Consider the following 25,945-nt stretch of genomic DNA (forward strand, 5'->3'; position numbering starts at 1 on the left):
TTTTCTGATTTTTCGACCATCATCTTATACTCAATTTTTCTAACAAATCTCCAGTATGGAACCAGACTTCCCAGCTACTCCGTTTACCGAAGCTCTCCTTAAAGAGAATGAAGAGCTTCGGACCGAGAATGCGCTTTTACGGGAACGTTGCAGCGAACTGGAAGAAAGGGTTAATAAAAACAGTCAAAACAGTAGTAAGCCACCATCGTCAGATGGTTATCAAAAGCCCAGTAAAAAAGGGAGTGATAAAGGTGATACATCTTCCAAAGAAGCCCCCTGCTCCTCACAGGAAACACCGAACCCCAAAAGCCTTAGACCATCTTCAGGCAATAAACCAGGTGGCCAGAAAGGTCATCAAGGCTCTTGTTTGAGACGTGTCGCCTTACCCGATTATGTCAGGCATCTGAAGGTTGAAAAATGTTGCTGTTGCCAGTCTTCGCTTATCGATATTAAACCCACCAAATACATTGAGCGACAGGTTTTTGATCCAGGTAGACCCGGAGAATTTGAAGTTACCGCGTACTGGGCAGACGTTAAAGTATGTCCTTGTGGTAAACGGAACACCGCTGAGTTTCCCCAAGGAGTGAAAGCCGCTGCTCAATACGGAGAAGTGACTCAGGCAATGGCTGTTCATTTAAACCAGTATCACTTCATCCCATATCACCGGGTGTCTGAGTATTTCAATACTATTTATTGCATGAGTGTCAGCGCAGGCTCTGTTGCCAATTTTGTTGCCTATACCCATGAGAACCTGGCCTCTACTGAGCAGAGTATCCGCGATGCTTTACAAGAAAGTCCGGTTGCAGGAGCGGATGAAACTGGCATGCGGGTTGACGGTTCACTGTGGTGGTTACACATTATGCGAGATGACCAATGGACGCTTTACTACCTCTCAGAAAGGCGAGGTTGTGAAGCAATGGATGCAATGGGCATCCTGCTGACTTTTGCAGGCATTCTGGTTCACGATCATTGGAAGTCCTACTTTGCCTATGCGGCAGTGCATGTGCTTTGTAATGCCCATCATCTGAGAGAGCTTCAGGGAGTTGTCGATAGGGATGCGAATAAGCTGGCTCTGCGGCTGATGAAATTGCTTACGCTCTCCTGGCACTTCTGCAAGAAATACAAAGCAGCCGGTCTGACTCAAATGCCTGGTGCAATACAGCTTCGCATTGAGACGATATACGACCAAATCCTTCAAAGGGCTCTCACGAAGGAAACCGCTTATATGGAAAAACAACGACAGGTGCTTGGACGTAAGAAGGTCAGGAATACCAAGGCCTACAACCTGTTCAAAAGGCTTATTGAGTTTAAGGTTGAAACGTTGCGCTTCATGTCGGACTTTTCAATTCCCTTCGATAACAATGGCAGTGAACGTGATGCCAGGATGGCCAAACTTAAGCAGAAGATCTCAGGCTGCTTCAGAAGCGAAGACGGAGGTACCATGTTTACCCGAATCCGAAGCTATTTATCATCTGCTAAAAAGCAGGGGTTGAACATATTTCAGGCGCTTCTTAAAGCGGTTCGAAATTACAACAATACGCCTTTGCTGGGTGCTGAATAGTTACTGGTAAACAAAGCTTTATGAGCAAGCTCGACGAGGAGATTGCAGATCTAAAACGACTCTACCCAAATGCCACATACATCGGGGTAGCTGACGGGGCTAGAGGGTGCTCTCTCTGAATGATTGAAACAATAGTGCTCTATTTTCACAGCTACTATGGGAACACCACTCATAATAGTTAACTGTCATGCCCGCTTCTGTTATTTCCAGCTCTACCAAAAGCATCGTTTTGCAAATTGAAGTTTCTATAGATTCAGGCAACATGCTGAATCTTGAAGATAGTTTACAGCGTGCACTCAATGAAGCCGGGCAGCTTGGAACAAAAGAGTTATTGGGGCTATTTGAATCACCCAATAAAGAACCTATCGTCGTTAATCAGCAGAAGTGGAACTACAAAGGAAAGGTTCTTAAGCACTATGAAACCTTATACGGTCGTATACCTTTGGAGCGCTCCGTATATCAGGGTGTCAGAGGTGGCAGTACTCTGGCAGCACTTGATCTTCGTGCCGGTATTATTGGTTCAGCTACCCCCAAATTTGCCAAGTCTATCGCCTGGAAATACAGCCAGATGCCAGCGCCTGCGGTAAAAGAAGATTTTGAGACCAATCATCAAAGGACGCTTTCAAATTCTTATATCAAGCATTTATCGGACAGAGTAGGTGCATTAATTGAAGACCAGCAAGACACTCACTACCACCTTCCTCCACTAAAAGAGCCTGTTGAAACAATAGCCATTGGTCTGGATGGAACCTGCATGCTGCTTTGTGAAGAAGGCTGGAGGGAAGCCATGTGTGGGACATTGAGCCTATATTCTGCAGATGGAGACAGGCTCCACACGATATATACAGCCAGTTCGCCAGAGTATGGTAAACAAAGCTTTATGAGCAAGCTCGACGAGGAGATTGCAGATCTAAAACGACTCTACCCAAATGCCACATACATCGGGGTAGCTGACGGGGCTAGAGAAAACTGGAGTTATTTGAAACAACATACCTCTGGGCAGATACTCGATTTTTATCATGCATCTGAATATTTAGCTGGAGCAGCGGAAGCACTGTTTCCAACCAGTAAGGCGAAGCGACACCAGTGGCTTGAAGACAGGCTACATAGTTTGAAAAACAAGCGTGGAGCAGCCAAAAAAATCCTTCAGGAAATTGAATCAGCCGAGCTCCCGAAAAAGACAATCGCACTGACAGAGAAGCGCTACAAAGCTGTGAGCTATTTTACAAACAATCACCAGTTAATGAATTATCATCAGGCGCTTAAACGCCATTGGCCAATAGGTTCAGGAGTTACTGAAGCGGCTTGTAAGACTCTGGTAAAGCAACGATTATGTGGTTCTGGAATGAGGTGGAAAGCAACAGGAGCGGAAGTGCTTTTGACAACAAGAGCACTGATCCAGAGTAAGGGGCGCTGGGAACAACTTTGGTCTGAGTTCATGACTGGAAAGGTTGAAGCTAACCTATGAGTCAGTTATCAAATTGAGAGAGCACCCGGGCTAGAGAAAACTGGAGTTATTTGAAACAACATACCTCTGGGCAGATACTCGATTTTTATCATGCATCTGAATATTTAGCTGGAGCAGCGGAAGCACTGTTTCCAACCAGTAAGGCGAAGCGACACCAGTGGCTTGAAGACAGGCTACATAGTTTGAAAAACAAGCGTGGAGCAGCCAAAAAAATCCTTCAGGAAATTGAATCAGCCGAGCTCCCGAAAAAGACAATCGCACTGACAGAGAAGCGCTACAAAGCTGTGAGCTATTTTACAAACAATCACCAGTTAATGAATTATCATCAGGCGCTTAAACGCCATTGGCCAATAGGTTCAGGAGTTACTGAAGCGGCTTGTAAGACTCTGGTAAAGCAACGATTATGTGGTTCTGGAATGAGGTGGAAAGCAACAGGAGCGGAAGTGCTTTTGACAACAAGAGCACTGATCCAGAGTAAGGGGCGCTGGGAACAACTTTGGTCTGAGTTCATGACTGGAAAGGTTGAAGCTAACCTATGAGTCAGTTATCAAATTGAGAGAGCACCCATTTTTTGTTATGAAAAAAACATTTGGACAAGCATTATATTGTTCTGCTTTAGTTAAAATTCTCCAGCTCTTCAAATATTTGCTTTTATTTTCACTATCCAGCCTTATTTTTTTATTAATTATTTCTTTTGAGGTTTCAATGTCATTCCATATAGAGAGATTTGTTCTGTCTTTATTGTAGAAATCAACATAATTTTTATAGCTGAATATTTTTGGCGACAGGCACAAAAATAGAAAATATGAAACAAGAACTAATAGTCCTGAAACCCAATACAAATGAAGTGTAACGGGAAATCCTTCTTTACTGATTGCTTCAGGTAAAACCCGATATATAAAACTGATTCCTGAAGACAGCGATATTAAAAAAAGCAGATATTTGTTTGTCAATAACACCCTATATGTTTCCCAATTATCTAGTGATTCATTCTTTTCGATATAATCATAATAAAAACAACCCAAAACAAGTGTGATAAAAAATGCAGCGCTTCTGGATGCTAATGTTAGATGCTCAGACACCTTAATTTCAAAAATATAAAAGCCTGATATTAATTCAAGGATTCCTAAAATTAATAATGCGCTAATTAGTGCAAATAAAAAACTCTTCAATCTCAAAATTTCACCTGCTATTGATCTTTGGACTCTGCAGTGGTGTTACCCACGAAAAGTGGACACCTATTGTTGGTTTCTACGCTCAAACTCAACAGGACTTAAATATCCCAGTGATGAATGCCGTCTGATTCGGTTATAAAATATTTCGATGTATTCAAAGATTCCAGATCTGGCTTCTTCAATACTCTGAAATCGTTCGGCATAAACTAATTCAACTTTTAACCGGCTAAAGAATGACTCCATAGCTGCATTATCCCAGCAGTTACCAGGTCTGCTCATACTGGGCTCTCCACCATATCGCCGAATCAAACTCTGGTAACGAGTAGCCCGATATTGAACACCACGATCTGAATGGATAAGCAGCCCAGGCTCTGTTGATCGCTGGGCAAAAGCCATCTCAAGTGCCCGGGTGACCAACGACTCAACCATGGTGGTATCTAAAGCCCAGCCGATGATCCGGCGAGAATAAAGATCCATCACAGTTGCGAGATACAACCATCGGCTTTTTACCCGGATATAGGTGATATCAGTTGTCCACTTCTGGTTTGGCTTATCGGCCTGAAAGCAGCGGCGCAAGCGATTTTCAGCAACACCGTACAGCGCTTCAGCACTGGGCGAATATTTAAATGCGCGTCCATTACGCGCCTTGAGCCCAACCTGTTTCATCAGCCGGGCAACCATATTCAAGCAACATTGTGTTCCTGAGGCTTTCAGCTCCTGTGTGATCCTGGGTGCACCGTAGCGAGCTTTGAAAACCTTAAACGTATTAACAATGGCTGTTTTGATCTTATCCGAGCGCTGCTTTCGTACGCTTTCACCGGACATCTGCCAATAATAGAACCCAGAACGAGAGACGCTCAGAACGCGACACATCAACACCAGAGAGTAGCAACCGCGATATCTGGCAATCAGGGCGTACTTCACTCTTGGTGTTTCGCGAAGTACGCAGACACCTTTTTTAGAAACTCATTCTCCTGCTTGAGGCGGTGGTTCTCACGTTTGAGGTTTTTTACCTCATCGGATTCTTTGCGAGAATAGTCGACACCTTCAAGTGAATTGAACTGTTTTTCTGAAAGACGGGAAAACTGTCGTTTCCAGTTATAGATCTGCTGAACACTGATCCCAAGCTGTTCAGCAACCTCTGAAGCTTTTCTATCAGGTAATCCCGCCATGCGAACGGCTTCTTTGCGGAATTCTTCAGTATAAGCAGGATGTCTGTGTTTACTCATGACTCACCTCATCGTTAGAAGATAATCTAACTTAATGAAGTGTCCAGTATTCGTGGGTAACTCGAGCAGCTAACGCCCGGCACAACGGCGCGGTGAAACTGGCGGCTTTTTTGCGCAAGCAAAAAAGGTGACAGCTTTTTCCGTGTCCGATTGCTGCCGCTTGTTAAATGCCATGCCAGATACCAGTTAAAATAAACAATGCCACAAATATTAAAACAAATACCTTAGAGGTAACGTCGATGCTGTAGCACATTTTACTAATCCTTTTGTCATCCAGATCTTCGTAGCCTTTCTCGTATATAGGGTGCTCTCTCAATTTGATAACTGACTCATAGGTTAGCTTCAACCTTTCCAGTCATGAACTCAGACCAAAGTTGTTCCCAGCGCCCCTTACTCTGGATCAGTGCTCTTGTTGTCAAAAGCACTTCCGCTCCTGTTGCTTTCCACCTCATTCCAGAACCACATAATCGTTGCTTTACCAGAGTCTTACAAGCCGCTTCAGTAACTCCTGAACCTATTGGCCAATGGCGTTTAAGCGCCTGATGATAATTCATTAACTGGTGATTGTTTGTAAAATAGCTCACAGCTTTGTAGCGCTTCTCTGTCAGTGCGATTGTCTTTTTCGGGAGCTCGGCTGATTCAATTTCCTGAAGGATTTTTTTGGCTGCTCCACGCTTGTTTTTCAAACTATGTAGCCTGTCTTCAAGCCACTGGTGTCGCTTCGCCTTACTGGTTGGAAACAGTGCTTCCGCTGCTCCAGCTAAATATTCAGATGCATGATAAAAATCGAGTATCTGCCCAGAGGTATGTTGTTTCAAATAACTCCAGTTTTCTCTAGCCCCGTCAGCTACCCCGATGTATGTGGCATTTGGGTAGAGTCGTTTTAGATCTGCAATCTCCTCGTCGAGCTTGCTCATAAAGCTTTGTTTACCATACTCTGGCGAACTGGCTGTATATATCGTGTGGAGCCTGTCTCCATCTGCAGAATATAGGCTCAATGTCCCACACATGGCTTCCCTCCAGCCTTCTTCACAAAGCAGCATGCAGGTTCCATCCAGACCAATGGCTATTGTTTCAACAGGCTCTTTTAGTGGAGGAAGGTGGTAGTGAGTGTCTTGCTGGTCTTCAATTAATGCACCTACTCTGTCCGATAAATGCTTGATATAAGAATTTGAAAGCGTCCTTTGATGGTTGGTCTCAAAATCTTCTTTTACCGCAGGCGCTGGCATCTGGCTGTATTTCCAGGCGATAGACTTGGCAAATTTGGGGGTAGCTGAACCAATAATACCGGCACGAAGATCAAGTGCTGCCAGAGTACTGCCACCTCTGACACCCTGATATACGGAGCGCTCCAAAGGTATACGACCGTATAAGGTTTCATAGTGCTTAAGAACCTTTCCTTTGTAGTTCCACTTCTGCTGATTAACGACGATAGGTTCTTTATTGGGTGATTCAAATAGCCCCAATAACTCTTTTGTTCCAAGCTGCCCGGCTTCATTGAGTGCACGCTGTAAACTATCTTCAAGATTCAGCATGTTGCCTGAATCTATAGAAACTTCAATTTGCAAAACGATGCTTTTGGTAGAGCTGGAAATAACAGAAGCGGGCATGACAGTTAACTATTATGAGTGGTGTTCCCATAGTAGCTGTGAAAATAGAGCACTATTGTTTCAATCATTCAGAGAGAGCACCCCGTATATAAAGCTAAAGGCTGGCTCTTTTGCACCATTGACTATGCCTAGAAGCCTTTTAGGTGAGCCTAGACGTACCCAAACCTCATGATGGCTTCCTTCAAGGGCTCTAAAAAGTTCAGCGGCCTTAGCATTAAGATGAAAAATGCCAACTGGAATTAAAAGAATTATTAGAAAGATGAACATAACTTCCATAAGCATTTAACAGCTATTAGATCTCATCCGAGTAATATTGGTTATTGAACTCAGTTAAGTCATATTCTCCATAAACGTTTCTTATGAACTCAAGTGAGTCATATTAACCCGCCGTCTTGAATCACTTAACCGACTGAAAAAAAAATAAAGAATCTCTTCAAAGTCTATTTCCTCGCCAATATTTCTCAGTTGAGTTATTTGCATTATCTCAATATCAATAGATTGAGCTGATAGGAATGGCGATTTTGATTTCTAGGGCTTTGAGTTATGTCATTTTCTCAGTACTAAAACCCACGCTACCGCCCGTCCGGACATTTTCAGGAATAGTCAGATGACGCTCTTTTTGTACGACACATAGTGTATAATTTCATAAGCTGAAAATAGTACCATCGATCCACAAAACTTTACATTGCTTATTATCACTTTTTCCTGCGTCCACTAGAGTGGATCTACCTATCCAGTTATACACAACAACAACCCTTGCCCTCTATGTGTCTATGCTCTGTGCATCTAGTGAATAACTAGAGGCAGTCAGTCTATTTTCTTCCAGCTTTGATCAGTCTGAATCAGCGACCACAGAGACGTTAAGGTAGTAATTTCCATGTTACTGCCCCTCCTGTTTTTGAATTGCCGTAATTTTGAACAACATCGTACTTACTCAAAAAAATCTATTGCCCTGTGAACAAAACATTTTTTGGACACGTCCTCCTGTTATTCCTGGACAAATTACATTCAAAAAAAGAGGTAACACATCATGGAAACACTCACTAACTCAATGCTCTGCACACTGATACATCTGACCAAGAACCAGTTGGAAGTCAAAAGACAAGAGATCGCAAATCTCTCTCAGTACACCAGCAAGGTGATTCGTGAGAGCTATAACTCAGAAGTGGAAGAACGGGTGACTATCAAGCAGGTACTGCCAGGACTTGGGTGTCAGGTCTTTCGTCGTGCAGTAAAAAAAGTACATGAGATTCAAGTCTATCCTCTTCTCTAATGCACAATGAAAGACTTGACCCATATTTGTATTTGTTCTTTCTGAATGCCAACTATTCTCCTTAAGTTTTCGACACCAGAATAAATCTGGGACAGGATTTATCAAATGAACAGCTCGCAAGTTGGAAGCATAAATAATCATCACCTGAATACCAATGAATCCAGTTACCTTTCGTCCCACAATGCAGAAGGTGATGCTATTGAGCCATGCGGCTATTACCCGGGGGTTCATAGTGCAGTAAGGAACGTACCAGCACCCGATACATTCATTCGCAATTACTACGAAGATATGGATGCACTTGATGCTGCATTAAAGCAGCTAAGAGAAGCGATACCCACCCCATTCAGGTCAGGCTCGACCCGTGTGGAAGTCGTGCAATCAGCAACCACGTTGATACACGCACTCACCGCAACCACCAACACTCATTCAATGATGGAAACAGAAACCAGTCAGAGCAGCAACTCTGCCCCCTTCCCAACTCAAAATGCTGCTGCCACTGGTTTGGCGGTGGGGTTACACACAGGCAGTACTCAATCTTCATCAGACGTTATTGAAAAAATCACAACAGGCGAAGTCTCGCTGAGGGCAGTTGATCAAACGACGCTCGACGATGTGATGGAAATGACTCAGCTAGCAGATCAGCAAACGTCTAGAAAGCGTCGAGCCCCTCCCAAAACACATCCGGCCCAACGCTATAGCTTTCGAACATCGACCTTAGCAGCATGTCTTCAACGCTTACCAGAGGGCCAGCTAACAGGCGACAATGAACCTGAACGACAAGCACACAATACGCCCAGAACAAACACCGCAGCCAGAGAAGCGAGCTCAGTAGAAGTATTTACAGACCACCCAATGAGCAGAAACGAACTTGAACGCCATAAGCACAATGAATCCACCCGAAAGGCCACGGCCAGAGAAAAAGAAAGCTACGATGAAATTCGATCTTTATTAAATCTGCAAGCGCTGCCCAAAGCCGAAGTTCTTGCCGTTGCCAATTGCTATATTCAGTTATGCCAGAAGCAACATCAGAAAATGAAACCAGACAACAGCCTCCCTTCTACAGCCCTACCAGAGATGTCAAGAGTGCATAAACAGGTTTATAAAACCTCATCTGATCCCCAAAAAATTGCCCACAGGGGGATAGAAAGAAAACGACGGGAAAAGATTTCTCAAGCAAAACGCGGCTTAATATTGACTATAGAACGGGATCCAAGAGGGTGCTCTCTCTGAATGATTGAAACAATAGTGCTCTATTTTCACAGCTACTATGGGAACACCACTCATAATAGTTAACTGTCATGCCCGCTTCTGTTATTTCCAGCTCTACCAAAAGCATCGTTTTGCAAATTGAAGTTTCTATAGATTCAGGCAACATGCTGAATCTTGAAGATAGTTTACAGCGTGCACTCAATGAAGCCGGGCAGCTTGGAACAAAAGAGTTATTGGGGCTATTTGAATCACCCAATAAAGAACCTATCGTCGTTAATCAGCAGAAGTGGAACTACAAAGGAAAGGTTCTTAAGCACTATGAAACCTTATACGGTCGTATACCTTTGGAGCGCTCCGTATATCAGGGTGTCAGAGGTGGCAGTACTCTGGCAGCACTTGATCTTCGTGCCGGTATTATTGGTTCAGCTACCCCCAAATTTGCCAAGTCTATCGCCTGGAAATACAGCCAGATGCCAGCGCCTGCGGTAAAAGAAGATTTTGAGACCAACCATCAAAGGACGCTTTCAAATTCTTATATCAAGCATTTATCGGACAGAGTAGGTGCATTAATTGAAGACCAGCAAGACACTCACTACCACCTTCCTCCACTAAAAGAGCCTGTTGAAACAATAGCCATTGGTCTGGATGGAACCTGCATGCTGCTTTGTGAAGAAGGCTGGAGGGAAGCCATGTGTGGGACATTGAGCCTATATTCTGCAGATGGAGACAGGCTCCACACGATATATACAGCCAGTTCGCCAGAGTATGGTAAACAAAGCTTTATGAGCAAGCTCGACGAGGAGATTGCAGATCTAAAACGACTCTACCCAAATGCCACATACATCGGGGTAGCTGACGGGGCTAGAGAAAACTGGAGTTATTTGAAACAACATACCTCTGGGCAGATACTCGATTTTTATCATGCATCTGAATATTTAGCTGGAGCAGCGGAAGCACTGTTTCCAACCAGTAAGGCGAAGCGACACCAGTGGCTTGAAGACAGGCTACATAGTTTGAAAAACAAGCGTGGAGCAGCCAAAAAAATCCTTCAGGAAATTGAATCAGCCGAGCTCCCGAAAAAGACAATCGCACTGACAGAGAAGCGCTACAAAGCTGTGAGCTATTTTACAAACAATCACCAGTTAATGAATTATCATCAGGCGCTTAAACGCCATTGGCCAATAGGTTCAGGAGTTACTGAAGCGGCTTGTAAGACTCTGGTAAAGCAACGATTATGTGGTTCTGGAATGAGGTGGAAAGCAACAGGAGCGGAAGTGCTTTTGACAACAAGAGCACTGATCCAGAGTAAGGGGCGCTGGGAACAACTTTGGTCTGAGTTCATGACTGGAAAGGTTGAAGCTAACCTATGAGTCAGTTATCAAATTGAGAGAGCACCCATCCAAGATCAATGCTTTTAACGGATGTGCGCACCAAACAGAGAATACTAAATGAGACCATCTCATTAATTAAAAAGTGTAAAAAGCAGCATAAACCAGAGCAGGGGTATAAAGAGATTGGTGAACACTCATATCGAGTTGATGATTTAGGTCCAAGACGAAATTCACGTTTATCAGCCTATCACTCATCGGCAGACTTGAACTATCAGTCACAATCACCAGCACCGGATAGCGCATCAAATGGGTCTACCGACTCCGAGGGCGTTTTAACCCCAGGGCAGGATGGCTTTCCCCTCCCCCATTTTTCTTTAAACACACCAACTTTTAGTAATAATCCAGTGATCCTCAGCTCATGTGAGCCAAAGACGACACTTCCGCCTTTTGATAGCTGGGCATCCACACCACAAATAATGATTCAACATGCCACAAGCTCGTCCCAAGCCTCCCAGCAAATAGACAGAACGGCTCAAAGCGTATTGTATGCAGCGGATATAGACCCTACCTTAGTTTCGGAATCCGAGTTGACCTATATGAACCTATAAAAATTTGCTTGAGAAGATTGTCGAGAAGCTACCATTTCACGAAAAACAAGCAGAGTGTCTGATGAAAGAATGAGGTATTTGCGAACAGCGTTTGGAAAATATTGAATACGGAAATCAGCGCCCAACCGCCGAATTCGTGGAACAACGAGAATCCAGTTGGGCACTTCGGCAAAAACCGCTTCTGTCCAGCCATAAAAAAACCCGGAAGATCCAGGACCAACCGGGTTTCTATTTGGTGGAGGCGGCGGGATTTGAACCCTAGTCTAAGATCAGGGTTCTCTATATTTTTCAGTAAGTTATGAAAGATCCTAGATTAAGAAATCACCGTTTTTACGCTATTTTACGCAGTAATACTCAATTTTCTGGACACTTTTTGGACACTTACATTACAACAAAACAGCCCCTAGACCCTTAATCCAGAGTCAGAATGGCTAGTAGTCATATAAACCATCAACCAAAAACCTTTCACTATAAAAAATTGCCGGAAATTAATACTTAGAGAATACAATTAAAAAAGTATTTAGAGCCTACTGCTGCAACTTTCTTAATAAAAATATTAATCATCAAATTTAGCGGTACTATTGTGCTGATCTTTGCAATATTCTGTCATTGATGCTGCCTCTTCGGCCCTATCATTTTTCGTACATTCAGTTTCTCCTGGGAACCAATATTCTTCATGGCCTGGACACGATGCCCCCCATGGGTTGGTATATGTTGAGTTTGCATCCCTGAAGTAATGTTTATTTTGCCCTGAAGTATCTTCAGGATCTTCACAACAATAATGCCAAGTTTCAACATACTGCCCTTCACAATATGCACCTCTGTACTTCTCGACCCTACCTGAATCTGTGGTTGTTTGTTCCTGTGTTGTTTTAAGCGAAACAGGAGCCGGTGATGTTGATGGCGCAAAGTCAGAAGTAGTAGTTGTTGATTGAGAGGTTTCTGCCGATCCATTAGTTGTCATGAAGTTAGTGACATTAGGTGCCAATGTTGTATTTCTAGCAGACAAGGCTACACCAGCCCCACCAAGACCCAAAACCACTCCAAGACTCACCGTACCTGATGTAACACCTACGACCCCGACTGCAATGAAAAATGATTTACAGGGATGCTCACATACCCACTTCATAGCACGGGTAAAACAGCCTGGCTTACTGCGTTCACTCTGTTGCTCTGAATTGTCGGCATCCTGGAATGATACGTCCTCTGTAAGTCTGTTATAGACTTGATTACTATATGATACAGTTTGGCCACCGACATTCATCAAAAAGACCTCTATTTTTTATTGTCAAATACTCGTTAAAAGCTTAGAGATCTATTAAAAACAAAAAGTTCATTTGCTCTCATCATACATATATACGACAGATTATATTTAACTGATAATTTATCGAAGCATTTAAACAGTATTTTTTATAGTAGATTGCAGTTAAAGCCAAAGATGAATGGCCTAGGGTAAGTCATCATTTCAACAAAGCTTTATCACAAGAACCCACACCCCAAAATATAGGTAAGAACATCTTTTTGGACACTTTCTGGACTATTAAAACTTCTCTAACTGTTTTACAAACCAAAAAATCACAATATATCAGCCAGTTAGAAAGTTAGCCTTTATTAAAAAGATATGATTTGAACCCTAGTCTAAGATTAAGGTTCTCTACATTTTTCAATAAATTAACTAATTACAGGCATCAAGAAATAGCCGTTTTCCCGCTATTTCCCGCTATTTCCCGCTATTTCCCGCAGTAATACGCTATTTTCTGGAGACTTTTTGGACACTTCAGATCGACTAAATCAACAGCTAATAGGCACTATCATTCCTAACAATGCATGCATTAAAGAAGTATAAAATAACTTTTTTTATTCAGTAATTTACGAAATAATCACGAATTACCTGATCTGGCATTGAATTTTTTGGATTGATAAAACTCCAACTTCACTGAATCAAGCTATTTAAAGTCAGGGATCATCAAGTGGATACTAATAACCAACTCTTACCATACCCCCTTAACTCACACTATTCCTCTGCTGCTCTCCATGACAATAACTCTGCACATACAGGGCGATGGACTTGCCACCAAAGAGATGAATTGCTTGGCCAAAAATCTATTCTCACTAATAACCTGGCGCCTACTCCTCCCCACAAAAGCCTCAACAAGTACAATCTTCAGACTGTTATACAAGTACACCCTTTTTTCTCTGATATTGAAAAGACTCCCCATCTGGAACATGAAAAACTGCTTGGAATGATGATGCCAGAAATGGAAAAACCGGCAGAAAAAAAGAAAAACAAAGAGTCAGAAAAGCCTAAAGAACCGAACTCTCAAAGGCTATTAGATGACCTTCAAATTTCAGACTCAGAAATGGACGAGTTTTTAGAGATGGATCTGGAACTACCCATAGAAGTTTGGGAAGCACCTGATGTTCGCTACCAGAGATTTGATAAAGAACTGCAGCAAGACTTACAACAAATCAGAGAGGGCAATGGAGAAAAGGCCACAGAGAAATTAAAAGCATTTTTCAGAAATAGTGCCCATGACTTTGTTACCCCTGACAAAACAAAAGCCACACACCACTTTACTGAGTATGTTCGACGTGTTTATCAGCTCGACAAGCTAATGCCAGCAAGTATGGAAGCGAAAAGTGAGGTTGTCCGGCATGCCATTGAGCAAATGACTGACAAAATGGATATGCTCATGGATGATGTCAGGACTGCCTGCATAGCCAAAGCCTTCAGTAATCCTACCTTTAAAGATGCTCAGGAGAAGGTAGAGTCGGATACCGATAAGTCTCTTCTCAGAAGGCTACAGGCACTTTCCGCTTTTAACTTTATGAAAAATGAGGTTAACGCACTGGCAAGAGATTCTGGAGTTTCGGCACCTTCAGCTCCCGATGATGGAGATCCTGGATGTGATTCTGGTCTCGATGAACCAAAATCTGACGATGAAGACACAAAAGAGCCTGTAGCTGGATCTCTTAATCAACCATCAACAAGTCATAAAAAGCAGGACAACACAGACACTACTAATAAACGCTCAAGCTCAAAGCTATCAGAACTGGAAAGAAAGCACCGGGAAGACACAGAAAAAGGAATGGAGGAAGTAGATAGAATACTTGAAGAAGGCCGTAAATTCCTTGAACAGTCCAAAAAGAAAAAAGAAGAAGAAACAAAGCCAGAACCAGTTATATCAAAACCATTTACTCCAAGGCCTGAAGCAAAACCTAAACCTGTTGCCAGCAGACCACCTATGGCAAAGGAAAAACCAAAGCCTGTTACTCCTGCTGTTGTCACTAAAACCTACCCATCAATCGCAGACATCCGCAAGCTTAAGGAAGACATGGCTATTGCAGATGCAGTGCTGAAATTTGTAGAAAGCTGTAAAAGCGAGCGTGAAAGACAACAGCTTGATAAATTTCTGGAAGAGCGCTGTGCAGAAAAATCAAAAACCATTGTCAGTGATCTTAACCAGGTCAAACAGCAGGCGATGAAACCCAGTGAATCTGTCCACAAGTTTTCAGAAACCGTAGGCTACCGCCAGATTGCCGAACAGATTGCTCCACCCTCAGCAAGAAAACTCTCTGAAATAGCAGAGAATGAAAAAGTCCCCAGTAAGGACGGCAATATTGATGGCACCATGCTGCACCTGCTAAAACAGTCAGTAGTCTTTCCAAAAAGCTGGGATGTAAAAGGTGATCCAGCAAAATGGACACGCAGGGAATTTTTGGCTGAGTTTGAAAAAGGAGCCTCAATGCATTCGGAAAGTCAGCGACAATGTGTTCGCAGGTACGCTGATGATATTTTAAAGCTCTTCAAGCTGAAGCAGTATCCATTCGGCTGGGGATTTGACAGGGAGCGCAAAGCAACACCGGCTGACGAAGAATTCGAACTCATGGCTAACGTCATGTACGACAGGTTTATTGGCAAGCCGCTGTTTGATTTTAGAGACTGTAAGCGTCTGGATGTATTCACAGATCAGCAAAAGCACAAATTTCTGGAAACACTCTTTGGCACAGAGGTGATGTCTACGCTTAAACAGATAATCGTAGAAGGAGTCAGAACGAAAACAACGCTGCCTGACGAATCTGTTGAAAGAGCCAGAGTCAAACACATCAACAGCATGGTCGTCGCACTGTTTAACGACAGAAGAAAGGGTGGGTACTTCCTGGTAATTGGCAAAAGCGCAGGAAACAAGGGGCAGGCTTTCCCTGTAAAGGTGGTAAATCGACTGGCTATTGAGTGCCTCAACCAGGAAAAAGGAAGTAACTACATTTACAAGGCAATGGGGTTACCTATGATTTCAGACAACTGGAATGCTGTCAGATAAGTGATTCAAACTTGCAGGCTGAGAGCGAATACTTCCGTTAACTATCGCTTAGGTTAAATTTGTTGGACACTTCCTGGACTTTATAAACTTCGATAACGGTATTACCAGAATAAAAGCAACAAGCATCAATAAGTTAGACAGTTGGTATTTATTAAAAAGATATGATTTGAACCCTAGTTTTAAATTAGGGTTCTCTTTTTTTTTCAGTAAGTTAACTAGTTTCAGGCATCAAGAAATAGCCGTTTTCCCGCTATTTCACGCAGTAATACGCTATTTTCGGTGATGTGCCAAAGCTGTTGATCTGATACATTCCTGTCTTTTTGAGTCATCTATGGCTGAAGTTCAAGTTGCCTGTATCCATTGTCAACAAACGTTCAATGTTGTTAAGAACGGGAAAGCTGAGACGGGTCACCAGCGGTATAGATGCAAGGACTGTAATAAGAGCTTCCAACTCGAGTATCGCTATAATGGCAATCTGCCTGGTACTCATGAGCAGATCATAAAGATGACCATGAATGGCTCCGGGGTCAGAGATATCGGACGTGTCCTTGAGATCAGTCCAACGACTGTATTGGCTCGCTTAAAAAACTCGACCCGCCAACAGTAACACAACTCCCCTTCGAAAATGCCCAGGTCAAGATTATCTTCGAAATGGATGAGCAGTGGTCATTTGTTGGTAGCAAGAAGCAGCAACGCTGGCTGTTTTATGCATGGGAGCCACGTTTCAAGAAGATCATTGCCCATGCGTTCGGCCCCAGAAGCACAGAGACGCTCAAAAAGCTGTTGGAGCTTCTGGCCCGCTTCAAAGTTAGTTTTTACTGCACAGATGACTGGCAACCATATACATCCTGTTTATCAGAAGATAAACATATCATTGGAAAGTACTTTACTCAGCGGATTGAGCGGCAGAATCTGACCTTGAGAACTTGCTTGAAACGGTTAGCCAGAAGGACTATTTGCTTCTCAAGATCAATAGACATTGGGTGCTCTCTCTGAATGATTGAAACAATAGTGCTCTATTTTCACAGCTACTATGGGAACACCACTCATAATAGTTAACTGTCATGCCCGCTTCTGTTATTTCCAGCTCTACCAAAAGCATCGTTTTGCAAATTGAAGTTTCTATAGATTCAGGCAACATGCTGAATCTTGAAGATAGTTTACAGCGTGCACTCAATGAAGCCGGGCAGCTTGGAACAAAAGAGTTATTGGGGCTATTTGAATCACCCAATAAAGAACCTATCGTCGTTAATCAGCAGAAGTGGAACTACAAAGGAAAGGTTCTTAAGCACTATGAAACCTTATACGGTCGTATACCTTTGGAGCGCTCCGTATATCAGGGTGTCAGAGGTGGCAGTACTCTGGCAGCACTTGATCTTCGTGCCGGTATTATTGGTTCAGCTACCCCCAAATTTGCCAAGTCTATCGCCTGGAAATACAGCCAGATGCCAGCGCCTGCGGTAAAAGAAGATTTTGAGACCAACCATCAAAGGACGCTTTCAAATTCTTATATCAAGCATTTATCGGACAGAGTAGGTGCATTAATTGAAGACCAGCAAGACACTCACTACCACCTTCCTCCACTAAAAGAGCCTGTTGAAACAATAGCCATTGGTCTGGATGGAACCTGCATGCTGCTTTGTGAAGAAGGCTGGAGGGAAGCCATGTGTGGGACATTGAGCCTATATTCTGCAGATGGAGACAGGCTCCACACGATATATACAGCCAGTTCGCCAGAGTATGGTAAACAAAGCTTTATGAGCAAGCTCGACGAGGAGATTGCAGATCTAAAACGACTCTACCCAAATGCCACATACATCGGGGTAGCTGACGGGGCTAGAGAAAACTGGAGTTATTTGAAACAACATACCTCTGGGCAGATACTCGATTTTTATCATGCATCTGAATATTTAGCTGGAGCAGCGGAAGCACTGTTTCCAACCAGTAAGGCGAAGCGACACCAGTGGCTTGAAGACAGGCTACATAGTTTGAAAAACAAGCGTGGAGCAGCCAAAAAAATCCTTCAGGAAATTGAATCAGCCGAGCTCCCGAAAAAGACAATCGCACTGACAGAGAAGCGCTACAAAGCTGTGAGCTATTTTACAAACAATCACCAGTTAATGAATTATCATCAGGCGCTTAAACGCCATTGGCCAATAGGTTCAGGAGTTACTGAAGCGGCTTGTAAGACTCTGGTAAAGCAACGATTATGTGGTTCTGGAATGAGGTGGAAAGCAACAGGAGCGGAAGTGCTTTTGACAACAAGAGCACTGATCCAGAGTAAGGGGCGCTGGGAACAACTTTGGTCTGAGTTCATGACTGGAAAGGTTGAAGCTAACCTATGAGTCAGTTATCAAATTGAGAGAGCACCCTAGACATTCATGATAAGGTTATTGGGGAATTTATCTCCCGAAACCACTATCAACAGTTTTGATACATCACCCATAATTGAGATCACACTCATTCAATTCCGAAAGCCAAAGCCCACGATCCTCATCGCTGGTGTATTGATTAAATGCGGAAATACTTTTTTTAATTCGTTCCCGCTCATCATTGATAAGCTTCAAGCAGTAGCAGATCAATTGAATCTGTCTACACAGCTCTGACACCTCTATCATAGATTTATTTTTTTCAAACATAAGACTCCCCTACCAAAGTAATGACTTTGATTTTTTAATGAGTTACCGAAATGCTGAACGTCGCGGCGTTATTTTTTAGACTTCTTTAAGAACTTCGCTATTGTCGTTTTATTAATTGGCTCACCCGAATCAAGATTCTTTTTGATCTGATAGAGGTTAATCAATCGGCGCTTGCCGATTTTCTGGGTAGGTAAAAGATTTCGCTCCATCCAACTTTCCACCGTGCGCACAGTCACACCAAGATCGGCGGCAAAGCCTTCAGCAGTCTGGAACAATCCAGAGTTTTCCATAGTTGCCATTTCCTCCATGAAACAGGATAGTATTAGTCAAATGTATATATAATCCGTTATATATACGGATTAGAAGGTATACTTTATTTCCGTACAGTATACAAATATATTTATTAAAAAATTAAAATGGTGTTTAAAATCAATGAGTAATATAAACAAGAGAATCGAACTAATTCGCAAATTAGAAGGTCTAACCAGAGGGGAATTAGCTCAAAAATGTGGAATTTCAGAGCAATCGCTGGAGAACATTGAATTTGGAAAACAGCGCACACCGGCTGACCTGGTGGAGCAGCTTTGTATTCTTTTCCCATTTGCCAGCAATTACCTCATCACCGGCAAAGCCGAAATTAAATTCACCAAAAAAGAGAAGGAGAAAATTAAGCAATTAGCCCAAGAAGTTGAATCTATTGAAGATTTAGATACGGAAATATCTAAACGTCGGAGAGCGTATAGAAAAAACCCACTTAAAGAATAGCCTTTAAAACAAGGCAAAAAGCGAGGAACTGTATGAGCATAACAAAAGACAAAGTATCAGGATTATGGAAAGTTGATGTCAGGGTAGGAAAATACGGAAGGCGTTACCGAAAAACCTGCACAACAAAACGGGAATGCATTGAGTACATCGACTTTCTCAAAGCCAAATATCAGGAAGGGAAGCCGTGGAAGGCCGAAGCCGCTGACAATCGCCGGTTAACTGAACTGATCGACATCTGGTACAAAGCCAAAGGCTGCGATTTATCCGATGGAGAACCCAGAAAACGGCTTTTACTGGCGATGGCAGACATTCTTGATAACCCTATTGCCCGTGCATTGACTATCAAGGACTTCCACGAATACAAAAACATCAAGAAGGCAGGGAGCGCGACAGACAAGCCCATTGCGGATAAAACCGTAAACAATCATCTGGGCTATCTGAGAGCGATGTATAACACGCTGATCAAAAGCAAAGACATCCGTTATCGCAATCCTCTGGAAGAAGCCGAGATGATCAAGACGCAACAGCCGGAGCTTGCCTATCTGACGAATGATCAGATCAAAACACTGCTTTTCCACATCGACACGGGATGCAGTAACCCCCATGTAGGACTGATCACCCGTTTATGTTTGAGTACCGGTGCTCGATGGGGAGAAGTCGAAAGCAGGCAGCTTTATCACTTCAAGGACTACCGTGTTCAGTACTCCAATACCAAAGGTAAGCGAATACGCTCAATCCCTGTAGAGCCTCAATTGTTTGACGAGATTTCAGCACACCTGAAAGTCTACAAACGCTTTGAGTCATCAATAGGCGCGTTCAGAAGGGCGTTAAAGCGATCCGGAATCCAACTGCCCAAAGGACAGGCGAGCCATGTATTGAGGCATACCTTTGCCAGCCACTTTATGATGAATGGCGGCAATATCCTGGTACTGCAAAAAATACTGGGGCACTCAGACATTGCCATGACCATGAGGTACGCAAAGTTTGATCCTGAACACCTGAAAGATGCCACCAGACTCAACCCGCTTTCCTCCCACCTGTGCAACCTCCATACCTCCGACAAGTATGCCAACAAAGCAGTTGGACACTTTTTGGACACTTCGACAAATACCCCAATCCCTCAGCCATAAAAAAACCCCGTAGATCAGTAACCTACGAGGTCTTTATAGTGGTGGAGGCGGCGGGATTTGAACCCGCGTCACCTTCTTATATATCAGTAAGTTATAAATACAGGCTGTCGTAATGCTGTCATTCCGGTTTTCGTACTTAAATCCCAGTATTTTGCTATACGACACTCGCTCATACGACAGTAGTTTATCATAATCCGGACTTTTGACAGGTCAACTTACCGCAATAACCCCTTCCTCTGGAGAACTCATGGGTGAGATAAAACAGCTCGACAGCAAGATCGTTTACCAGAATAAATGGATGTCCGTCCGGGAAGACAAGATCCTTCGGCCCAGTGGAGCGGAAGGCATTTATGGTGTTGTGGATAAGCCCGATTGCGCTGCCATCCTTGCCGTCGACCACAACGTTATCCATCTGGTGCAGCAGTATCGTTATACCGTGCAACAGCGGTGCTGGGAAATCCCACAGGGTGCCTGGGAATCCAATCCGGATGCGGATCATCTGGAACTGGCCAAAGGTGAACTGAGAGAAGAGACCGGGTTGCAGGCCACTGCCATGAAGTACGTTGGCGCACAATTTATTGCCTATGGTTTCCTCAATCAGACTTGCCATGTGTATCTGGCCACTGGCCTGACGAACGTTGGTAAAAAGCTGGATACTGAAGAAGAAGATCTGATCTCCCAATCCTTCCCGCTGGAAGCCTTTGAGCAGATGATCATAGATGGTGACATCAAAGACTGCGTTACCGTTGCTGCTTACGGCTTGGCAAAGCTGAAAGGGTTGATATAGCATCCAGTGGTTTATCCACCATTGGTAAGAACACCAACATGTACAAGCTCCCCGAACGTGACTGGAAAGTGGTCAAAAAGCTACACCCGATTCTACTGCAACGCTATTGTCAGCAGGTCTTCGAAGATGTGCACGCCCTGACCGAAGGTGATGAATGCGATTACCAGGCGGCTTATCTGAAACTGTACAAATTAGTGCGAGACCGGAATAAAAACATCGGTCACCTATTTGATGGGTTCAGTAGAGGCCAGGCCACCATGATGATCATGACCTGGAAGAGACAGCACCTGATCACCGAGGAGGAACTGGCGATGTTCAGTGACGAGACCCAGGCAGCTGTCGATTTCAGTGAGTGAAGGCCCCCCTTCACGCCTCTAACAGCCCATCACTTCAAGACACTCACCGCTCACACATAAAACGCCGAAAACACCAGCCCGACAACAGAAACCGGCAGTGCAATCACCAGCGAATGGACGGGGGCAAAGGCATAAAGCAGTTCAACAAAAACAAAAGAGCTGAAGGCAACGCATCCGACAAACCACCACTGCCCAACCGAATAGGCAACACAAAGGCCAATCAGAACGGCTGCGTAGGCATTTACCAGATGAAGTGAAAACGCATTCAGAAACAACCGCCCAACAGCCAGCCCTTTCTTAAAGGCATAATCAGAAAAGCCGATGATCACCCACCCTGAGCCCACGGTGGCGGCCAGTATAATAAGATTAAGAACCTCCCTATCGGTCATCGCTCTGCTCCTTCAATACATCATCCGTAACTCCTTATTTGGACTTGCCTTCCCCCTGAAAGTTCAGATGCTACAGGATGACGAGGATACCCAAAGGATTTCAAGTTGCGACGCGACGGCAAATGAGCGAAGCCATGGGAGCATAGAAATACTATGTGACCATGGTTAGCTAATGCAGCCAACAAAGTAGCAGCTTGAAAGCCGACGGGTATAACCACCAGCCCCTCTTTGACACCCCCACCCCCATTCCGTAAACTCCCGCCCCAATTCCTGCCACCTCAACCACCTGCCATGGAGCCACCGATGGACTGCATCGACTTTATATGGATGAAAGTCACCCATGCCATGGCCGGTGAGATGTCGCTGCAACCGGTGACGGAAGAACAAACCTGCTACTGCTGCGCACGGCGCTCCCGGCACTGGGCGGTGCCGCTGTATGAATCCCGTGTAGACAGCTACATACGGCTTGAAGTGCCCATCTGCGCCCCTTGCAACGCCCTGTTTCATGGCAGCTATCATTATCTGGGTATTGACCGTGGCACGGTGGAGAAACCCATCGCACCGGGCAAGCTGGGCCTGCTGGTCGGCTGCGGGCTGATCGTCAGCCAAACACGAACGTTACTGCTGGCCAACCCCGGCTGGGCGAAGCGGCTGCAATCCGCCGAACAGCCACTGTTTGAGAACGTCGTGCAGGCCAGCGGCAAAGCCGCCATGGAATACGCCATTGAGACCATCCGCGAACTGCCGGAGTCGGAATTCCCCCTGGTCTACATCCACGACATTGGCCGCAAGAAGACTGAACTGGTGCAACAGCTGGAATACACCCCATCGCGGGAACTGATCATCGCCTGCTCCCCGGAGCCCCCCATCAAGCTGGATATGCGCCTGATTGACGACCTGCGCAGCCTGGCCACCCGCGATAAAAAAACCTGGACTACCCTGCGCCTGCTGATTATCGACCACTGTTATGGGCGCATCGCCCCCAACGACAAACCGCTGCAAATCTTTCTCGCCAACCATCCACAGGCCCGCGCCCTGGCCCAGCGCTTACCGGTGGACCCCCATGAAAAACTGCAGCTGATGAGAGCCGTCAGCTAATGAGACAAATGAGAACCGTCTGATGTATGAATTCTCCCTGACCACCGACCTTCCATTCCATCAGGTCTACCCACTGCATCAGCGGGTGATGGCGGTCATGTGCGGTAATCAACACAGGGCCGATAAAACCCACCTGCGCCCTCTCTGGCGCTCTTACCCTTATCCACAGGGGGAAAAGGAGGGCAGCATCCTGCTGATTCGCAGCACCCAAAAACCGCTGGCAGCGCTCTCCAACTCAAGTGCTGCCAACACAAAAGCGGCCAATAGCAAAGAGATCATCGGCCCCATCGAAACCAGCACCTTCACCCTGACCGAAGGGGAGCAGCGCACCTTCCACTGCCGACTCGACCTCACCAAACGGGTCAGCGAACCGGGGGAAAACCGTAGTAGCCGCAAAGCCATCGAATACGCCCTGCCAGAAGCAGAAACCGAAGCCTGGCTCACCCGTTTGCTGCATCGCCACGGCTTCGAGCTGCAACAGCTGGATCTGGTAGAACCCTTGCGGGTGCGCCTCAACCGCCGCCACCTGATCAACGGTGCCGATGTGGTCTTCCAGGCCAAAGTGCACAATGCCACCGCTGCCCAACAGGCTTACAATCAGGGGCTTGGCCGCAAAAAAGCGTTCGGCTTTGGGCTGCTTCTGGAGGCTGTAAGATGAAAATCATGATTAGCCACGGAGGCACGGAGTCACGGAGAAAAGACATGGAAGAAAAAACTCCGTGTCTCCGTGCCTCCGTGGCAAAAGAAACTGACTTAAAACCACTGGCAGAACAAATCTTCCACCCCACCGGCCTGCTCAACCAGCTCTATGGCTTCGAATACCGCGAGCAACAGTACCACTACGCCCTGGCCGTGTGCGACTGGCTCACCGGCGACCAGCCCGCCGTGGCCATGCTCGAAGGGGAAACCGGCATCGGCAAAAGCCTGGCTTACCTGCTGCCCCTGGCCATCCAGCTCTCCCTCACCGGCCAGCGGGCGCTGATCTCCACCTACACCGTCCACCTGATCCAGCAACTGGGGCGGGACCGCACCCTCATCACCGAACTGCTCAGTCACCTGGGCCTGCCCCCCATCGTCGTCTGCAACCGGCTGGGCCGAGCCCAGTACGTCTCCGCCAGCAAAGTGCTGGAGCTGGCCGACAGCACCGAAAACCCCAAAGAACGCCGCGCCCTGCTGCAATGGTATGAGAAGATCAAAAAAAGCTACGGCCCCCACGTCTACCTGAATTGGTGGTACGAAAACGCCGCCACGAACATGGGCTATTTAAAAGAAGGAAGAGAGATCTACCTCGGCCTTACCGAACACTGCAACCCCGACGATGCCGCCTGGTACCAGGCCGACTGCGAACAGGCCAACCACGCCGACCTGGTGCTCACCTCCCACACTGTCACCATGCTGGCCACCCGCAACATCGCCCTGTTCGACACCGGTGAAAAACCATTCCAATACCTGATCGCCGACGAAGCGGACCGCCTGCCCGATGCCGCCGAAAGCCTCACCCGCCTGCGCAGCTCACCCCAGCGCATCGCCAGCCTCTGCCGCGAGCTGAAAGACGCCTGTGGCTGGCCCGCCCAACAGATCAACACCGCCTGCACCGCCCTGAAAGAGATGCAAACCGTGGTGGACGACGCCGGTGGCCTCTACCGTGACCAGCCCTGCCTGCTCTCCCGGGACCTGCCCGCCAGCCTCGGTGCCAGCTACACAACGGCGGTCAAACGCTCACTGGCAGCACTGAAACTCCTGGTGGACTCCATCCAGCCCACCATCGAGGCGTCGTTTACCAAGCTCAACACCCTGAAAGGGTTCTACCAGTCCCTCAACAGTATCCTCACCGATGAGCACCAGCCCAGCTGCCTCGCCTGGTCGCCGGTCAACCGCATCGGCTCCGTCGCCATCGACAACCCCTTTGCCGCTCTGGCCTTCAGCCGCTGGGTGCGGGGCATCGGCGAAACGCAACCACCGGTCTCGGTGCTGCTCACCAGCGGTACCCTGGGCATCTCCGCCCAACAGGGGCCTGCCCGTTTCGCCCCCCTGCGCGCCATGCTGGGCATTAATGAGGCGGACCTCAATCAAGCGGCCTGCCAACGCTACGCCCCACGGCACTATGGTGATATCCGGTTTGTACTGGCCGGAGAGGTCGCCAGACCCTTCCACGGCGATGCCGACAACGAAGAGGAACAGGCCACCTACAACCCCCAGTGGCTGGCCTTTGCCGCCCGCATGCTCACCACCGCAATGGCCGAAGGCCCCACCCTCTGCCTCTGCCCCTCCTTTGCCGAAGTGGCGGAACTGCAGGCGCTTTTTGCGGAGAAAACAACCAGCGAAACAGCCACAGCCCCCAAAGCAGGCTTTCACCTGAAAGGCACCCGGCTGGATGAACTGATCGAACAACTCCAGGCCGGAACCATCACCGCCATCGTCACCCCCTCCGCCTGGGAAGGGGTCAGCATACGGACGAAAGAAGGTAAGCAACTGCTGACCAATATCATGGTCACCCGCATCCCTATCCAGCCCCCCAGCCGCGTCACCGAGAACGCCTTTGCCGCCCGCTACGTCAGCAGCGGCCGCACCACCGATGAGGCCAAAAAGGTGCTCTACGGCCGGGTGCGGGACAGAGGTCTGCGTAAACTGCGGCAGGGCTTGATCGGCCGGGGCATCCGCAACAGCCAGGACAGCGTCACCGCCTGGGTAGCCGACCCCCGCATCGGGCCAGATCGCCGTTTTCGGTTGCAGGGTGTGATCCCGGAACGGTTCTACCCCCTCTACGAACAGGCTGAATACTTTCAGGTAGATGGAACCCGCTTACAGGGTACGGAGAAGGAGGAAGTGATATGGCTTTGATCGCGCTACCCGCCGCCCTGGAAAGACCGCTACCCGCTTCCCGCTGCCCGAAAAAGACGAGAAGCAGTCATGAGCCAGTTTGACCTTTTTAACGCTGAAGGAAACGCCACCCCATCGTCAACTCCGGAAAGAATTAACTCGTCATCTCCGCGAA

Annotated in this window: 26 protein-coding genes; 17 read left to right on the plus strand and 9 right to left on the minus strand. The window is 46.2% G+C overall.

All coding sequences use genetic code 11. The features are described 5' to 3' along the window. Positions 1-55 precede the first annotated feature (55 nt). From tnpC to ACOCLE_RS16955, 3 genes are all read left to right on the plus strand, one after another. On the plus strand, positions 56-1,561 hold the full coding sequence (tnpC, locus tag ACOCLE_RS16945; RefSeq protein WP_419532963.1) for an IS66 family transposase: 1,506 nt from the start codon (positions 56-58) through the stop codon (positions 1,559-1,561). 187 nt (positions 1,562-1,748) lie between these two features. After that, positions 1,749-3,029: an ISKra4 family transposase gene (locus tag ACOCLE_RS16950; protein WP_419532972.1), complete on the plus strand. Its 1,281-nt coding sequence runs from the start codon at positions 1,749-1,751 to the stop codon at positions 3,027-3,029. A gap of 50 nt (positions 3,030-3,079) precedes the next feature. Next, the gene (locus ACOCLE_RS16955; RefSeq protein ID WP_066018864.1) at positions 3,080-3,568 is read left to right on the plus strand and encodes a hypothetical protein; all 489 of its coding nucleotides are present in this window, start codon (positions 3,080-3,082) and stop codon (positions 3,566-3,568) included. Here ACOCLE_RS16955 and ACOCLE_RS16960 read toward each other — a convergent pair. From ACOCLE_RS16960 to ACOCLE_RS16980, 5 genes are all read right to left on the minus strand, one after another. Beyond that, positions 3,563-4,207 carry a hypothetical protein gene (locus ACOCLE_RS16960; RefSeq protein ID WP_419533452.1) on the minus strand — a complete coding sequence of 215 codons (645 nt, stop codon included), beginning with the start codon at positions 4,205-4,207 and terminating at the stop codon, positions 3,563-3,565. The two genes, ACOCLE_RS16955 and ACOCLE_RS16960, sit on opposite strands and share 6 nt — an antisense overlap. A 60-nt stretch (positions 4,208-4,267) precedes the next feature. Continuing rightward, complete coding sequence (locus tag ACOCLE_RS16965) at positions 4,268-5,128, minus strand: IS3 family transposase (protein ID WP_419533453.1); 861 nt, start codon at positions 5,126-5,128, stop codon at positions 4,268-4,270. Then, on the minus strand, positions 5,125-5,433 hold the full coding sequence (locus ACOCLE_RS16970) for a transposase (RefSeq protein ID WP_419533454.1): 309 nt from the start codon (positions 5,431-5,433) through the stop codon (positions 5,125-5,127). The genes ACOCLE_RS16965 and ACOCLE_RS16970 overlap by 4 nt, the downstream gene beginning before the upstream one ends. Positions 5,434-5,762: 329 nt before the next feature. After that, complete coding sequence (locus ACOCLE_RS16975) at positions 5,763-7,043, minus strand: ISKra4 family transposase (protein WP_419532972.1); 1,281 nt, start codon at positions 7,041-7,043, stop codon at positions 5,763-5,765. 60 nt (positions 7,044-7,103) lie between these two features. Continuing rightward, positions 7,104-7,319 carry a hypothetical protein gene (locus ACOCLE_RS16980; RefSeq protein ID WP_419533455.1) on the minus strand — a complete coding sequence of 72 codons (216 nt, stop codon included), beginning with the start codon at positions 7,317-7,319 and terminating at the stop codon, positions 7,104-7,106. Positions 7,320-8,073: 754 nt separating this feature from the next. On the opposite strand from ACOCLE_RS16980, the gene ACOCLE_RS16985 reads away from it, so the two are divergent. The 4 genes from ACOCLE_RS16985 (at position 8,074) to ACOCLE_RS17000 (ending at position 11,464) form a co-directional block, all read left to right on the plus strand. Next, positions 8,074-8,316 carry a hypothetical protein gene (locus ACOCLE_RS16985; RefSeq protein WP_419533456.1) on the plus strand — a complete coding sequence of 81 codons (243 nt, stop codon included), beginning with the start codon at positions 8,074-8,076 and terminating at the stop codon, positions 8,314-8,316. A 105-nt stretch (positions 8,317-8,421) separates the two neighbouring features. Further along, positions 8,422-9,546 carry a hypothetical protein gene (locus ACOCLE_RS16990; protein WP_419533457.1) on the plus strand — a complete coding sequence of 375 codons (1,125 nt, stop codon included), beginning with the start codon at positions 8,422-8,424 and terminating at the stop codon, positions 9,544-9,546. Between the two features lie 68 nt (positions 9,547-9,614). Beyond that, entirely contained in the window at positions 9,615-10,895 is a 1,281-nt protein-coding gene (locus tag ACOCLE_RS16995) for an ISKra4 family transposase (RefSeq protein ID WP_419532972.1), read from the plus strand. Positions 10,896-10,933: 38 nt separating this feature from the next. Beyond that, positions 10,934-11,464, plus strand: a complete 531-nt coding sequence (locus ACOCLE_RS17000; protein WP_419533458.1) for a hypothetical protein — start codon at positions 10,934-10,936, stop codon at positions 11,462-11,464. Between the two features lie 556 nt (positions 11,465-12,020). Here ACOCLE_RS17000 and ACOCLE_RS17005 read toward each other — a convergent pair. Beyond that, positions 12,021-12,728, minus strand: coding sequence for a hypothetical protein (locus ACOCLE_RS17005; RefSeq protein WP_419533459.1), 708 nt, complete (start codon positions 12,726-12,728; stop codon positions 12,021-12,023). A gap of 823 nt (positions 12,729-13,551) precedes the next feature. Here ACOCLE_RS17005 and ACOCLE_RS17010 point away from each other — a divergent pair. The 3 genes from ACOCLE_RS17010 to ACOCLE_RS17020 all read left to right on the plus strand — a co-directional run bounded on the left by ACOCLE_RS17010 (position 13,552) and on the right by ACOCLE_RS17020 (position 18,131). Continuing rightward, the gene (locus ACOCLE_RS17010) at positions 13,552-15,786 is read left to right on the plus strand and encodes a hypothetical protein (protein ID WP_419533460.1); all 2,235 of its coding nucleotides are present in this window, start codon (positions 13,552-13,554) and stop codon (positions 15,784-15,786) included. 331 nt (positions 15,787-16,117) lie between these two features. Then, a protein-coding gene (locus tag ACOCLE_RS17015; protein ID WP_419533461.1) for an IS1 family transposase occupies positions 16,118-16,782 on the plus strand; the annotation gives its coding sequence in 2 pieces (ribosomal slippage) (positions 16,118-16,361 and positions 16,361-16,782; 666 coding nt in all). 68 nt (positions 16,783-16,850) lie between these two features. Next, positions 16,851-18,131 carry an ISKra4 family transposase gene (locus ACOCLE_RS17020; RefSeq protein ID WP_419532972.1) on the plus strand — a complete coding sequence of 427 codons (1,281 nt, stop codon included), beginning with the start codon at positions 16,851-16,853 and terminating at the stop codon, positions 18,129-18,131. Between the two features lie 93 nt (positions 18,132-18,224). Here ACOCLE_RS17020 and ACOCLE_RS17025 read toward each other — a convergent pair whose 3' ends face one another. Further along, positions 18,225-18,425, minus strand: coding sequence for a hypothetical protein (locus tag ACOCLE_RS17025; protein ID WP_419533462.1), 201 nt, complete (start codon positions 18,423-18,425; stop codon positions 18,225-18,227). A gap of 68 nt (positions 18,426-18,493) precedes the next feature. Continuing rightward, positions 18,494-18,715 (minus strand): hypothetical protein, encoded by a 222-nt coding sequence (locus tag ACOCLE_RS17030; protein ID WP_419533463.1) that lies wholly within the window; start codon positions 18,713-18,715, stop codon positions 18,494-18,496. A 142-nt stretch (positions 18,716-18,857) separates the two neighbouring features. On the opposite strand from ACOCLE_RS17030, the gene ACOCLE_RS17035 reads away from it, so the two are divergent. The 4 genes from ACOCLE_RS17035 (at position 18,858) to ACOCLE_RS17050 (ending at position 21,463) form a co-directional block, all read left to right on the plus strand. Further along, positions 18,858-19,190 carry a helix-turn-helix domain-containing protein gene (locus ACOCLE_RS17035; protein WP_419533464.1) on the plus strand — a complete coding sequence of 111 codons (333 nt, stop codon included), beginning with the start codon at positions 18,858-18,860 and terminating at the stop codon, positions 19,188-19,190. Between the two features lie 32 nt (positions 19,191-19,222). Then, a complete protein-coding gene (locus ACOCLE_RS17040; protein ID WP_419533465.1) occupies positions 19,223-20,320 on the plus strand; it encodes a phage integrase in 1,098 nt (365 codons plus the stop codon). 247 nt (positions 20,321-20,567) lie between these two features. Further along, complete coding sequence (locus tag ACOCLE_RS17045) at positions 20,568-21,107, plus strand: NUDIX domain-containing protein (protein ID WP_419533466.1); 540 nt, start codon at positions 20,568-20,570, stop codon at positions 21,105-21,107. Positions 21,108-21,145: 38 nt separating this feature from the next. Further along, positions 21,146-21,463, plus strand: a complete 318-nt coding sequence (locus tag ACOCLE_RS17050) for a hypothetical protein (protein ID WP_419533467.1) — start codon at positions 21,146-21,148, stop codon at positions 21,461-21,463. A 50-nt stretch (positions 21,464-21,513) separates the two neighbouring features. On the opposite strand, the gene ACOCLE_RS17055 is transcribed toward ACOCLE_RS17050, so the two are convergent. Continuing rightward, a complete protein-coding gene (locus ACOCLE_RS17055) occupies positions 21,514-21,852 on the minus strand; it encodes a hypothetical protein (protein ID WP_419533468.1) in 339 nt (112 codons plus the stop codon). Between the two features lie 303 nt (positions 21,853-22,155). Between ACOCLE_RS17055 and ACOCLE_RS17060 the strand changes: the two genes are divergently transcribed. Genes ACOCLE_RS17060 through ACOCLE_RS17070 form a run of 3 tightly spaced genes read left to right on the plus strand, consistent with a single transcriptional unit; the run spans position 22,156 to position 25,791 of the window. Next, positions 22,156-22,950, plus strand: coding sequence for a hypothetical protein (locus ACOCLE_RS17060; protein WP_419533469.1), 795 nt, complete (start codon positions 22,156-22,158; stop codon positions 22,948-22,950). Positions 22,951-22,972: 22 nt separating this feature from the next. Then, the gene (locus ACOCLE_RS17065) at positions 22,973-23,608 is read left to right on the plus strand and encodes a type I-E CRISPR-associated protein Cas6/Cse3/CasE (protein WP_419533470.1); all 636 of its coding nucleotides are present in this window, start codon (positions 22,973-22,975) and stop codon (positions 23,606-23,608) included. Positions 23,609-23,652: 44 nt separating this feature from the next. Beyond that, on the plus strand, positions 23,653-25,791 hold the full coding sequence (locus ACOCLE_RS17070) for a helicase C-terminal domain-containing protein (protein ID WP_419533471.1): 2,139 nt from the start codon (positions 23,653-23,655) through the stop codon (positions 25,789-25,791). Positions 25,792-25,945: the final 154 nt, after the last annotated feature.

Source organism: Endozoicomonas sp. (assembly GCF_965196975.1).
In the GTDB taxonomy this organism is placed as follows: Bacteria; Pseudomonadota; Gammaproteobacteria; order Pseudomonadales; family Endozoicomonadaceae; genus Endozoicomonas.